The following is a 13,168-nucleotide window of genomic DNA, read 5'->3' on the forward strand; positions in this document are numbered from 1 at the left end:
GCTATGGTCAGAGTGTGATGTTGAAGTGGGCATTTGTTGCCCGGAGGTATCTCGACCTCCGCCGCGTCGCAAGCTCCCTGTGTTGTCGCTGACGGGGAGAACGAGCTGGCCGCACGTCGCGTGGATTTAGCGGTCAACATTGTTTCCGAAAATTTCCTCCAGATTTTGACGGTCCTTCTCCCGGATAATTGCCGCGGTCGGGTGTCGGATCCGATCGCCGATTTTCTGGACGGGCACGTGTCGTTCGCGTGATCGGGCGCTGACCCACACTTCACACTTCCACGTCGCGACCATCGCGGTGCGACGCCTGTCCTCCTCTTCCTCCTCCTCGTTCGTCCTCCTCGTTCATCACGCAAAGGATCCATATCCATGTCGTCATTTCCGACTTCCCCGATCGACCTTGCCGGGAATCGGACGTCCTCCGCCGCCGAGCATCCCGTGCGGGCGGCATCGCCGCGTTCCTCGCGGCCTGCGGCAGCTCCGGATCCAGCGCGGACACGGGCGCGGCCGGCGCGTCGGGCGCCGCGGGAGGCCGGCGTGGCGGCCTGATCACCCTGGGGGCTCCGACGCCGCCCACCGCGCTGGACCCGGTGACCATGTACGACGGCACCGTGATCGCGCTGGTCCAGCTCGTCGCCGAGTACCTGATCTGGCTCGATCCGGACTTCCAGCTCCGCCCTCAGCTCGCGACCGGGTGGACGTCGTCCGACGCGGGACGCACCTGGTCGTTCACGTTGCGCAAGGGCGTGCTCTTCTCCGACGGCACCCCGCTGGACGCGCCGACCGTGAAGGCGTCGTTCGACCGGCTGCTGGACCCGGCGAACAAGTCCGCTGCCCTGTCCGCCTTCGCGTCAGTCCTCAAGGCCGGCGGCGTGGCGGTGTCGGGGGCGGACACGGTGGTTTTCCACCTCGAGCGGCCGTTCTCCGACTTCCCTTACCTGGTCTCCGCGGGCAACTACAACGCGGTCGTGCTCAAGAGCGACTACAAGGTCGGCACGTTCGCCACGAAGGCGATCGGCACCGGGCCGTTCCGGCTCGACTCCTACGACGTCGGCCAGGGAGCCTCGCTGCGCCGCAACCCGAAGTACCGGGACGCCGGCAAGCCCTACCTCGACGGCGTCAAGGTGACCTTCCACAAGGACGCCCAGGCCGACCTGCTGGCATTGCAGAGCGGCGCCATCGACGCGCAGATCCTGTCCGAGGCCGACCTTGTCGTCCCGATCGCCGGAAGCAACTCCATCGCCGTCGACAAGGTCAGCGGTACCAGCCTGACCGCGTTCACCCTGCGCGTCGACAAGCCACCGTTCACGAAGAAGGAGGTCCGGCAGGCCATCGCCTACGCGTTGGACCGGCCGGGTGTCCTCGCCTCCGTCTACAACGGGGTCGGCGTCCTCGGCAACGACCACCTTCTCGCGCCCGCGTTCGCGGCCGCCCCGAAGGACCTCGCGCAACGCGCGAAGGACGCGGCGAAGGCCCGGTCGCTGCTGTCCGCCGCGGGGGTCGAGAACCTGCGGTTCACTCTCAGTTTCGGCGCCCCGAACAAGGCCTACGCGCTGGTCATCCAGGACCAGCTCAAGCAGGTGGGGATCACGGTCGATCTCGACCAGCAGACCTCCGATGCGTTCTACGGCGGCAACCAGGAGACCGACACCCCCTGGCTGTTCACCACCGCGAACCTCGTCGGCTGGGTGGGCCGCCCGACGCCAAGCCAGTTCATCATCCCGATGGTGAAGAGCCACGCGGTCTGGAACGGTTCGAAGTACGCCAACCCCGCCCTGGACGCCGCGGCCGACGCCTACGACGCCGCGACCGACCCCGCCGAGCGGAAGAAGCAGGCCGAGATCATCGCGCGGGCCCTTCACGAGGACGTGCCGGTCATCATCACCGTGTGGTCCGGGGCCGTCCGGGCCTACCGGTCCGACCGGGTCAGGGGGCTACGCGCCCACCCGTCGGCCTTCCTCGACCTGACAACCGTGAGCCGGGCCTGATCCGGCATGGTGCGTTTCCTGGCCCGGCGGCTGGCGACGATCCCCGTCACCATGCTGGCGGTCAGCTTCCTGGTGTTCATCGCCACCGAACTGATCCCCGGCGACGTGGCGCGCGTCGTGTTGGGCCGGGAGGCCAGCCAGGCGTCGGTGGACGCGCTGCGCCACCAGTTGCGTCTCGACGAGCCGCTGGTGCCCCGCTACCTGCACTGGCTGGGTGGGTTCGCCACCGGTGACTGGGGGCGCTTCTACACGCTCGGAGCCGACGTCCGCCCGCTAGTGATCGAGCGTCTGCTCGACAGCGCGACGCTTGCCCTGCTCGCCTTCGTCCTGCTGGTCCCTGTCGCGCTGGCGCTCGGCCTTGCGGCGGGATTGCGCGAGGGGCGGCTGACCGACCGGATCCTCAGCGTCACAGGCCTGAGCCGCGGTGCCGTTCCCGAGTTCGTCACCGGCGTCGTGTTGCTGGTCCTCTTCAGCGTGAAGCTGCACTGGCTGCCCTCGTCGGCGCAGGCACCGCCGGGGGCCGGTCCGCTGACCTTGATCCGGCATCTGCTGCTGCCCGCAGTCTGCCTGGTCCTGCTGTGCACCGGCTATGTCGCCAGGCACGTGCGGGCGAGCACGGTCGCGGTCCTCGCCAGCCCGTTCATCCGGGCAATGCGGGTGCGTGGCATGTCCGAGGCGCAGCTCGTGCGCGGGCACGTGCTGCGCAACTCGCTGGTGCCGGCGACGAGCGCGCTCGCCGTGCAGCTGCAGTTCCTGCTCGCGGGACTGGTGACCGTCGAGCTGCTGTTCGGCTACCAGGGCATCGGCGACCTGCTGCTGTCGTCGGCGACCAGTAAGGACGTGCCGACCCTGCAGGCCGGCGCGATCGTGCTCGGCGCGGTGGGGATGGGCATCTACGTCGTCGCAGACCTGGTGTACACGCTGCTCGATCCGCGCGTACGGGTGGGGAGGGGGCGCGGTGAACGACACCGCGGTGGATTCCGCGGCGAGCGTCACGGTCGGCTTCCGGGCTGGCTTCCGGGCTGGCTTCGTGGTCGGCGCGTTCCTGCTGGTCGGCTGGGTCGTCGTCGCGGTGTTCTGGCCGCAGCTGGCGCCGGCGGATCCGATGGCCCAGCATCCGTCCCAGCGGATGCTGGGGCCGGGCGGCGGGCACCTGTTCGGCACCGACCAGTTCGGCCGGGACGTGCTGTCGCGGGTGATGGCAGGAGCCCGCCCGGTGCTCGAGGTCGCTCCGCTGGCGACCGCGCTCGGGGTGGCGGTCGGAAGCCTGCTCGGGCTCGTATGCGGCGCGCGGCGCGGCCTGTTCGACGAGATCGTGATGCGGGTCGTCGATGTGCTCGCTGTCTTCCCGAATCTGGTCGCGGCCGTGGTGGTGGTGGCACTTGTGGGCCGCTCGACGACCACCCTCGTCCTGGTCATCGGAACGTTCTTCGTCCCGATCGTGACCCGCAGCGTGCGGGCGGCCGTGCTGGTCGAGCGGGAGAAGCCCTATGTCGAGGCCGCCCGGCTGCGTGGCGAGCCGTTCTGGTCGCTGCTGTGGCGGGAGGTGCTGCCCAACGTGACCGGAACCGTGCTGGTCGAGGCGACGTCGAGGCTGGGCGACGCGGTCTTCGCCGCCTCGACCCTGTCCTTTCTCGGACTCGGCCAGCCACCGGGATCCCCGGAGTGGGGGGCCTCCGTGGCCGACAACCGGGTCTTCCTCCAGCAGGGCTGGTGGACGGTGCTGTTCCCGGCGCTCGCCGTCGGAAGTCTCGTCATCGGTGTCGCGCTGATCGCCGACAACCTGCGGGAACAGGCCGCGCGGTGGTGGGCGACGGGGTGGTGGGCGACGGGGTGGTGGGCGAGGCCGTGGCCGCCGGGGGGCTTGTCGTCGAAGGACTGACGGTGAGCTACCCGTCGTCCGGCGGACCGGCCGTCGCCGTCGACGGCGTCAGCCTGCGGGTCCGACCCGGTGAGACCTACGGCCTGGTCGGAGAGTCGGGGTGCGGCAAGAGCACGCTGGCCGCGGCGCTCGCGGGCGTGCTGCCCGGCGAGGGTGCCATCGACGCCGGCCGCATCGTGCTCGACGGGGTCGACGTGCGGGCCCTGTCCGCCCGGGAGCACCGGCGGTGGCGGGCCGACGCCTTCGCCATGGTCCACCAGGGCACGAGCAGCAGCCTGGACCCCACCGTGCGGGTCGGCGCGCAGGTGGCGGAGGCCTGCCGGCTGGGGGGGCTGTCCCGGGCCGAGGCCCGGGCGCGGGCCGTCGAGCTGCTCGGCGCGGTGCGGCTGCCCGAGCCCGCGACGATCGCGCGACGCTGGCCGCACGAACTCTCCGGGGGCCAGCAGCAGCGGGTCGGCATCGCCGCGGCCCTCGCCGGCAGCCCCCGCCTGCTCGTCCTCGACGAGCCGACCACCGGCCTTGACGCCGCCGTCGAGCGGGAGGTCCTCGACCTGATCCAGGCGCTGCGGCGCCGGATCGACGCCGCCGTCATGCTTGTCAGTCATGATCTTGAACTGGTGGCGCGTACCTGTGACCGGGTGGGCGTACTGTATGCGGGCCGCCTGGTCGAACAGGGCACGGCGGCCGACCTGCTCACCGCGCCTGGCCACCCCTACACCGCCGCCCTCGTCGCCGCCGTCCCGCGGGTGGGGATGAGCAGGCGGGAACGCAGGATACCGGCGGTGCCCGGGCAGCCGCCGTCGCCGACCGACCGGCCGGTGGGCTGCATCTTCGTCGACCGGTGCGCGCTCGCCGACGAGGTGTGCCGTGCGTCCGAGCCGCCGCTTGCCCCCGTCGCCGACTCCCCGGACGGACCCGGCGGGCACGATGGGCACACGGTGCGCTGCCATCACGGCGACCGCGTCGGACTGCTGCGCCGTCCCGAACAGGTCGTCGGCGTGGCCCCGCGGGAGGCCCGGCCGGGGCTGCTGACCGTGCGGGGGCTGTCCCGCAGCTATGGCCGGACACCCGTGCTCACCGGTATCGACCTCGACATCGGCCACGGGGAGGTACTCGGCCTTGTCGGGGAGTCCGGCAGCGGGAAGACGACCCTTGCCCGGGCCGTGGTGGGCCTGGGCCCGGACGGACCCGGCGAGATCCGGCTCGCTGGCCGGCCGCTACCGGCATCGCTGTTTCGCCGCCGCGCGGACAACCGCCGACGCGTGCAGATGGTCTTCCAGGACCCCGATACCACCCTCAATCCCCGGCACACCGTCGCCACGGTGCTGCGCCGGGCACTGGTGACCCTGCGCGGCGAGGGCACGGTCGCCGACCTTGCCGGGCGCGTCGAGCTCGGCTCCCGGCTGCTGCCGGTGATGACGCCGAGGCTGTCGGGCGGTCAGAAGCAACGCGTCGCGATCGGCCGGGCCCTCGCGGGCGATCCCAAGCTGATCGTCTGCGACGAGCCGGTGTCCGCGCTTGACGTCAGCGTCCAGGCCGCGGTGCTCGAGCTGCTCGCCACCACCCGGGACGCCGACGGCGTGTCCTACCTGTTCGTCTCGCACGACCTGGCCGTCGTCGGCTACCTCGCCGACCGGGTCGCCGTCCTGCACCGGGGCTGGATCGTGGAGGTCGGCCCGGCCGCCGCGGTACTGGCCGGACCGCATCATCCCTACACCCACACGCTGACCGCCACCCACACGCTGACCGCACCGGTGGATCCGGCACCGCCCGGGCGGGCCGGGTGGGCTGGGCGGCTCGGGAAGACCCGGCCCACCCTCCCCGCGGCCGTGGGCTGCGGCTTCGCCGGGAGTTGCCCCAGCCGGGTGGAGGGGCTCTGCGACTCCGTTGTCCCTCCCGTCCGACTGCTCGACGGGGCCGCCATGACGGCATCCCACACCGTGCACTGCCATCTCGACGCCGCTGATCTGCCTGTGCTCCCGCCACTGCCGGCGGCGGGCCCCGGGGCGATGGCGGAGAAGGAGAATGTCTGATGTCGGAGAAACCGGAGAGGACCCCCTGCCATGACCGACGAGATTCCCGTCATCGACCTGGAAGTGGCCCTCGCCGAGGACGCGCCCGCGGACCTGCTGCGGCGCGTGCGCGCGGCGGCCGAGCGGATCGGCCTGATCCAGATTGTCAACCACGGCGTTCCGCTGGAGCTGATCGAGGACTTCCAGCGTCGGGTCGAGCGGATCCTGCGTCTGCCGCGGGCGGAGAAGGCGAAGCTGGCCAGCCCCACCGGACACCCCTTCCGGGGCTGGCGGCAGTGGCCTGACGACTTCGGCCGCCTGGAAATCGAACGGTACTCCGTGGGCCAGTTCGACAACCCGGCCGACGCTGCCGCGGCGGGCGTGTCGAAGCGGTGGCTCGGGCTCTACCAACACGCCAACGTCTGGCCGCCGCAGGACCCCGACCTGCGCGGGGCCACCGTCGCCTACGCCGAGGCGGCCGCGGCGCTGGCCCGGCGGGTGCTCGGCCTGTACGAGCGGCTGCTCGGACTACCCGCCGGCAGTTTCCCGCAGGACGAGCCGTACCACCTCAACCTGCTCGTCAACGACTACCCGACCTGGACCTACCCGGACACGGCCTCCGAGGAGGAGAAGCTTCTCCTGCTGGAGCACGCCGACGGCTCGGCGGTGACCGTCCTGCACCAGCACGGCGAGTACTCCGGGCTCCAGGCGCAACAGCCCGACGGCACCTGGATCCCGGTGCCCGTCGTGCCCGGGGCGTTGCAGGTGCTCTCCGGAACGATCCTCACCCGCTGGACCAACGGTCTGCTGCCGGCCGGCCGGCAGCGGGTCGTGGCCGGCGGCAGCGCGACCCGGCAGTCGACCGGGATCTTCTACTATCCGAGTCTGGACACTGTGCTGGAACCGCTGCCGGCCTTCGTCGGGGAGGACGGCACCGACTTCGAACCCGTCGTGCTGGGCGAGATCGACGAGACCAACGTCGAGAACTACCTGAAGGTCTTCGGCCGGCCCGAGCAGGTGGCCGCGTGGCGGGAGTGCCGTCCGTTCGTCGCGGAGCTCGCCGAGACCTCCGCCGGCCCCTGACCTGGATCGGCCGCTGACCTCCGCTGGCCGCCGTCCCGCTGGATGCCGGCGACGACGGCCGCGACGGCCGCGGCATCCCGCCGGTAGTTCACGACCACGTGATATCCGCGCCGGGCGAGATCGGTGGCGATCGCCGCGCCGATTCCCCGTCCCGCACCCGTCACGACTACCGTCGGAATCCAACCGGCCATTTTATCCCTCTCATCCCATGCGTGTCATCTGATCGGTTCCCCAGGTGCCGTAGCCGCGTGCCGTAGTCGCGGCCCGGAGACGGGAACGAGGGGGCTCCAGGAGGCTGAGCACGAGCGGACATTCTCCTTGCGGTTTCGCAACGACTGCGTGTCGGTTATGGAAAGCACCGCCGCCGCGACCCCTCCCTGCGTGTGTCATCGGCTTGATGGCAGAGGCTCCCCAGGCGAGAGGACGTCGACATGATCCGCGGGCTGGCTCGTACCCGGGTCTGGAGCGCGAGGACGCGTGAGGGGAGGAGAGCTTTCCTGCTCGCGGTCGTAATCATTTTACTTTCCATGGCGACATCGTCGCCGGTCAGGGCGGCCGGCGGTCCCAGCCGCGGCGAGGGCGTCGCGGTTCCCTTCGAGGGGTTCACGGATCGCAACGGAGGCCCGACATCGATCGGCGGTGCGGTCGGTGTGGACCTGGTGCTCGGGTCGACCAGCCGACCGTACCTTCCCTGCCAGAACTACGACCCGCGGACCCGTACGGGCGACGCCTTCGTCAACGCCTGCCAGGAGCGGGGAAGTTACACCACCTACTCCCGTTTCCCTCCCGGCGGAGGCCTGCTTTTCCCGGCCGGCTACTTCATGAGCAACACCCAGCCCGACCTGGTCCGGGGTGGTCTGCTGCGGACCGACTGGGGAGCGCGCACCGCCGGCCTGTCGTTCGAGTTCTACCCGGATCAGGCGCATGACGCCGAGGTTGTCCATTCGCGTTTCTACATCGACCGGTTCGACCATTGGGCGCACGGCTGGACGTACTCCGTCGCCATCGGCCGCATCGCCCTCACCGCCCTCGGCGACCCCGGGACCGCTCGGATCAGCGGGCAACTGACCGACCGCGGCCGGCCGCCGGCACCGGGCCGGGTGCGGATCGTCATCTTCGGTGGCCACGCCCGTTCCTCCACCGGCTACCCGATCTCCTCCTTCGCCGTTCGCACCAGCACCGGGTCGTCCGACTGGAGTAGCGGATCGCTCTACGCCGGCCCTCAGCGCATCACCGTCACCGACACCGTGACGCATCGGGAATGCGTCCTGGAACGCACGCGCGTCCTCGGCCCGGACAACAGGATCGACCTCGACCTCTCCCGGCCGGGTTTCGGTCAGCCCGGCAGCACCTGCTCGCCCTGACCATCGGCTCGGCCTGACCATCCGTTCGGGTGTCGTCTACGCAGGGTCGTATGTCTATGACATAGCGTACCCATCTACCCGGGATTATTGTCGGTGTTGCACATAGAGTGACACCGTCGCTCCTGTTGAGAATTCGACGATGCCGGCTCAACGGCGTTTGGCCGAGGGCATATACGATTTCGCTACTACGTCATATGCGATCTTGTGCCGATACTTCGGCACTCTTGGCATGACGTAACCGCCGTATCAGGACTGCCGCATCAAGGAGGCCTCAGATCGACCGCCACGAGCTCATCGATCTCACTCGACGGGCGCTCAAAATCGCGATGGACAAGACAACCGACATGGTGCCCGCTGAGCGCCGCCAGCCAGCCCTGGCGTACACGGGCCAGGAACGCTTCGAGCGCGAGCGCGAGCTTGTCCTGCGCTCTCCGCAGCTTGTCGGCTACCGTTTTGAGCTGCCGGCGCCCGGAAGCTACTGCACGAAGACCGTCATGGGCGTTCCCGTGCTTCTGACCCGGGGCGAGGACGGCACGGTCAGGGCTTTCCAGAACGTCTGCGCCCATCGCCAGGCGCCGGTCGCGGAGGGCTGTGGCGTGGCCGAACGGTTCGTCTGCCCGTATCACGCCTGGGTATATGACGCCCAGGGTGACTTCGTCGGCGGACCCGGCCGTGAAGGTTTCCCCTCGACGATGGCCGGGAAGCCCCGCCTCACGCAACTGCCCGCCGCGGAGCATTCCGGATTCCTGTGGGTCGGTCTCCAGCCGGACAGCGGTCCCCTGGACATCGACGCCCACCTGGGAGAGCTCGGCCCGGAACTCGCGTCCTGGGACATCGGTAGCTGGGCTTCGGTGGGCGAGAAGGTGCTCGACTTCCCGATCAACTGGAAGTTCGCGCTTGACACGTTCGCCGAGAACTATCACTTCGCCACGGTGCACCGGGACACGTTCGCGCTGATCACCAAGAGCAACTGCGCGCTGTTCGACTCCTTCGGCCCGCACCATCGGCTGGTCTTCCCGATGCGGCACATCACGGACCTCGCGGACAAGCCCGAGGAAGAATGGGAACCACTGCACAACCTCGTGGTGATCTACGCATTGTTCCCCAACGTTGTCCTTTCGGTCACCGTCGCCAACGGCGAGGTGTTCCGGGTCTATCCCGGGAGCGGGCCGGGTCATTCGATCACCTACCACCAGAACGCGTCGCCGATGGATCTCACGGACGAGGCGACGCGAACCGCCGCGGACGAGATCTTCGAGTACGCGCACGCCACGGTGCGCGACGAGGACTACCGCATGGCGATCGACATCCAGAAGAACATGGCGTCGGGGGTGCGGCCTGAGCTCGTCTTCGGGCGCAACGAGCCGGGGCTGCACCATCGTCATGCGGTCATCGACGAGGCACTTGCCGCATTCGGCGGGTAGCGCCGGTCCGGACGGGCCCCGCGCCGGCCCCGGCGCGGGTGGGCCGGGGCCCGTGGATCCGTTCGAATTTGAGGCCGGGACGTCGTCTTCGGCGTCCAGTTCCTCCAGCAACGATCTGATCTCAGCTTGGCCGAGTCCGGCTGTCACACTCGCTCCAGCGTGCCGGAGGTGATGAAGACTCCGCGCTTACGGAAGGCCAAGGGCGACCCGACCAATCACCTGTCCCGCACGCTCGTCGAGGAACTGGAGGCCACGCTGGAGGACTATCCCGGCGCCCTCGTCCTTGTCCCTCACCGAGCACGGCACGTCCCTCACCGAGCACGGCACGTCCCTCAACGAGGCCCTCCGCCCGCTGGGCGAGTGGGGGAAGCGACGTTGCGAGCGCCTCGCCGCCGAGGACGCGCCCACATCCGCGTAAGAATTCGTAATGAAGTAATTAATGCAAGCCGATATGCGTCTTCGCAGGTCACGGGCTCGCGAGGACCCCGAAGTGAACAAGTTATTTCATTCCGAATCCTAACCCAGAAAGATTAACTTCTTAGCGTTTAGCGTTGTTTTGGTCGGAAGTCACGGATGGGTGTTCTCGGTGTGATCAGTCAGGGTAGAATCTCGACGTACCCGTCGGTGCCGTGCACGCGGATCCGCTGCCCATCGGGGATCAGTCGGGTGGCATCTACCACACCGACGACGGCCGGCAATCCGTACTCCCGTGCGATCACCGCGCCGTGAGTCATTAATCCTCCGACCTCCGTCACCAAGCCCGCGATGGCGACAAAGAGGGGCGTCCAGCTGGGATCCGTGTGGGCCGTGACGAGGATGTCGCCCGGTTCGAGATCGGCCCGTGCCATGTCCAGGATGACGCGGGCCCGCCCTTCGATGGTCCCGGCGGAGACCGGTAGGCCGCTCAGCGCGCCGGCCGGCAAATCGTCGCGTCGGTACGCCCCGGCGATGACTTCGCCATCCGACGTGAGCACCCGGGGCGGCGTGAGCGATTGATACGACCTGAACGCGTCCTTGCGCCGGCCGATGAGCCGGTCATCCACGCGGTTCGTGCGCACGACGTCGTGGAGCTCCTGGAACGTGAGGTAGAAGATGTCCTCCTTCTCACGAAGTACGTGGGCCTGTACGAGGCGCTCGGCTTCTTCCAACAAGGCCTACTTGTACACGAAGTAGCGGCTGACCATGCCGTACTTCGGATACTCCCGGTACCCGATGAAGGTCCGGACCCGGTCGATCATCCGCTTCGTCTCGTCGGCCTTGCGCTCCCCGTCCGGCAGGGCCCGCAATCGCTCCAGCAGCTCCTGCTCCTTCTTCCAGGCCTCCTGCCGGCCTTGCTCGAAGCGTCGTCGGCTCTCGCCCAGCTCGAAGTTCTTGATGTTGCCGAGGATCATGGGCACGAGCGTGGAGGGGCGTTCACGCCAACGCGGCCGCGTGATGTCGATCTCGCCGACGCAGCGCATGCCGTACTTGTCGAGCCAGGCCTCGACGGCGTCTCGCGCTTCCCGCCCGCCCGCGAGCTTGGGCAGCGCGTCCAGGAAACCCTCGTCCTCGACGTGCTGCAGAAACGCCACCACGCCCGGATGTGGGCGGATCACGTCAGCGACGTCGAGCAGCGCCAGCCCCATTTCCGACGTGACGTTGTGGGGCACGGACCGCGTGAGTGTGTCCGCCGCGTTTTTCTCGCCCAGCCACGCCTCCAGCCGCTCGTTGAGCCACCAGGTGGCCTCCATCGCCGACATGAACACCTGATGGCTCCGCGGATCGAACAAGATCCGCCTCAGCTTCTGGAGGTCCACCCGGATGAAGTCGAGCAGCGCCACTCCCGACTTCGTCCGGATGTCGCGTTCCGAGGCGGCGATGGAAGCCTCGCTGCGCCCGATCAACTCGGTGACGATGGCCGGATCGGTCTCGATCGGGGCTGGCGCGCCGCCGGACAGTGGCCCGGGGGGACCCTCGTCAGGCAGCGGCCGGATGAAGCCGTCGCGCTCGAGGATGGTCTGCAGCGCGTCCCCGGTCAGCGGATCGGATTTCCCCATGAGCTCCAGGAAGCCGGCGCGGCTCGTCGGCGAGACCAGCCTCTGGGTGACGTCGACGAACAGGCGGCCGCCGGCCTCGGCCATGGGCGCGGGGGTCGTCATCTGCCAGAAGGAGAGCCCCAGGGGCTTCATGGGGTCGGTCATCATCTGCTGATGGCCGACGGAGACATAGACGTGGTTCTCCCGGTCGCCGGACTCGGGGATGGGGAACAGCGTGGTGATCGGCCGGCTCTGGACGATCTGGAAGCCGTCGTCGACCAGGCACCATTCGATGTCCTGGGGGCGGCCGAAGTGCGCTTCGATCCGCCGGCCGAGCTGCACGAGCCGCACGACCTGCGCAGCCGTCAGCGTCGGCTGCTCCTGCCGCTCCAGGTCGATCGCCTGTTCCTGCGTCCCGCCCGCCGGCGAGGCGTGAACCGCACGCTGCTTGGCGCCGACCGCCTCGGCGACGACCTCGCCGTCGCGCACCTTGAAGACGTCCGGGTTCACCAGGCCGGAGACCAGGGCCTCACCGAGGCCAAAGCTGGCCTCCACGGAGGCGACCTTCCGGTTGGACGTGACGGGGTCGGCTGTGAACAGGACGCCAGCCGCATGAGGGAAGACCATCTGCTGCACGACCACCGCCATGTGGACCGTACGGTGGTCAACGCCGTTGCGCTGGCGGTAGGTCACGGCCCGCTCGGTGAACAGCGAGGCCCAGCACCGGCTGACGTGCCGGAGGATCGCCGCCGCGAGATCGCCCGGGATGGCGATCCCTTCGATGGTCCGGCGAATCTCCGCGCTGAGCGTGCGGATCGCCTCCCGGTCATCCGGCTTCAGGCGCGACAGCTGCTCGAGCCGACCCTCGATCGACGGCACTTCCGCCATGATCCGCCGGAAGGCGTCCGTCGTCACGCAAAAGCCAGCCGGCACGCGGATGCCTTCGATCCGCGACAGCGCCCCCAGGTGCGCACCCTTGCCGCCAACGACCGCGACCTGCATCTCGTCAACCTCTTGAAGACCCAACACGTACTGCTCGCTCATCGCGATACCTCCGGGGCAGCCGTGCTCTCTTCCACTGCACTGGCCGATCGAATCACCGGCACCTCCAGCTCTGTCGAACCTCGTGTTGGGCACGTCCTCATCTCTCGTTGCCTTCCCTCGTCACCGCGTCCCCCATAGGGGCTCTTCGAAGTTAAGCGGGTTTGAGGCATCTGCGGGCTCGGCGGGTGGTTGCGCAGCGTGTTCGTAGCCGCTGGTTTTCGGGGTTGCGGTAGCCGAAGGCGTTGCGGGCGTCGAGCTTGATGACCCGGTTGTGGCCTTCGCTGGCGGCGTTGGTGATGCCGCTGTGCAGGAACGCCTCGATGCAGGTCCACCAGGTGCTGATCGTGGTGGTGAGG

At 69.0% G+C, this 13,168-nt stretch carries 11 protein-coding genes and 1 pseudogene; 8 read left to right on the forward strand and 4 right to left on the reverse strand.

The window, feature by feature from the left end:
• Positions 1-17: 17 nt before the first annotated feature.
• The 6 genes and pseudogenes from AC08OU_RS15405 to AC08OU_RS15430 all read left to right on the forward strand — a co-directional run bounded on the left by AC08OU_RS15405 (position 18) and on the right by AC08OU_RS15430 (position 6,965).
• Positions 18-92: a putative leader peptide gene (locus AC08OU_RS15405; protein WP_476605189.1), complete on the forward strand. Its 75-nt coding sequence runs from the start codon at positions 18-20 to the stop codon at positions 90-92.
• Between the two features lie 504 nt (positions 93-596).
• On the forward strand, positions 597-1,988 hold the full coding sequence (locus AC08OU_RS15410; protein ID WP_476605185.1) for an ABC transporter substrate-binding protein: 1,392 nt from the start codon (positions 597-599) through the stop codon (positions 1,986-1,988).
• A gap of 6 nt (positions 1,989-1,994) precedes the next feature.
• Positions 1,995-2,870, forward strand: a pseudogene (locus AC08OU_RS15415) (ABC transporter permease); the annotation flags it as partial.
• 76 nt (positions 2,871-2,946) lie between these two features.
• Positions 2,947-3,870: an ABC transporter permease gene (locus tag AC08OU_RS15420; RefSeq protein ID WP_476601045.1), complete on the forward strand. Its 924-nt coding sequence runs from the start codon at positions 2,947-2,949 to the stop codon at positions 3,868-3,870.
• On the forward strand, positions 3,792-5,903 hold the full coding sequence (locus AC08OU_RS15425) for a dipeptide ABC transporter ATP-binding protein (RefSeq protein WP_476605190.1): 2,112 nt from the start codon (positions 3,792-3,794) through the stop codon (positions 5,901-5,903). The genes AC08OU_RS15420 and AC08OU_RS15425 overlap by 79 nt, the downstream gene beginning before the upstream one ends.
• A gap of 30 nt (positions 5,904-5,933) precedes the next feature.
• Positions 5,934-6,965 carry a 2-oxoglutarate and iron-dependent oxygenase domain-containing protein gene (locus AC08OU_RS15430; RefSeq protein ID WP_476601040.1) on the forward strand — a complete coding sequence of 344 codons (1,032 nt, stop codon included), beginning with the start codon at positions 5,934-5,936 and terminating at the stop codon, positions 6,963-6,965.
• On the opposite strand, the gene AC08OU_RS15435 is transcribed toward AC08OU_RS15430, so the two are convergent.
• Entirely contained in the window at positions 6,869-7,156 is a 288-nt protein-coding gene (locus tag AC08OU_RS15435) for an SDR family NAD(P)-dependent oxidoreductase (protein ID WP_462187484.1), read from the reverse strand. The two genes, AC08OU_RS15430 and AC08OU_RS15435, sit on opposite strands and share 97 nt — an antisense overlap.
• A gap of 240 nt (positions 7,157-7,396) precedes the next feature.
• Between AC08OU_RS15435 and AC08OU_RS15440 the strand changes: the two genes are divergently transcribed.
• Both AC08OU_RS15440 and AC08OU_RS15445 read left to right on the forward strand, forming a co-directional pair.
• Positions 7,397-8,329 carry a hypothetical protein gene (locus AC08OU_RS15440; protein ID WP_476601037.1) on the forward strand — a complete coding sequence of 311 codons (933 nt, stop codon included), beginning with the start codon at positions 7,397-7,399 and terminating at the stop codon, positions 8,327-8,329.
• A gap of 326 nt (positions 8,330-8,655) precedes the next feature.
• Complete coding sequence (locus AC08OU_RS15445; RefSeq protein WP_476601035.1) at positions 8,656-9,753, forward strand: aromatic ring-hydroxylating oxygenase subunit alpha; 1,098 nt, start codon at positions 8,656-8,658, stop codon at positions 9,751-9,753.
• 596 nt (positions 9,754-10,349) lie between these two features.
• On the opposite strand, the gene AC08OU_RS15450 is transcribed toward AC08OU_RS15445, so the two are convergent.
• The 3 genes from AC08OU_RS15450 to AC08OU_RS15460 all read right to left on the reverse strand — a co-directional run.
• A complete protein-coding gene (locus AC08OU_RS15450) occupies positions 10,350-10,904 on the reverse strand; it encodes a PEP-utilizing enzyme (protein WP_476605186.1) in 555 nt (184 codons plus the stop codon).
• A gap of 3 nt (positions 10,905-10,907) precedes the next feature.
• Positions 10,908-12,770, reverse strand: a complete 1,863-nt coding sequence (locus tag AC08OU_RS15455; protein WP_476605187.1) for a phosphoenolpyruvate synthase — start codon at positions 12,768-12,770, stop codon at positions 10,908-10,910.
• 193 nt (positions 12,771-12,963) lie between these two features.
• Positions 12,964-13,168: transposase (locus AC08OU_RS15460; RefSeq protein ID WP_476605188.1), on the reverse strand; the 205-nt coding region annotated here is incomplete at its 5' end.

The organism is Frankia sp. CcMO1 (assembly GCF_977945845.1).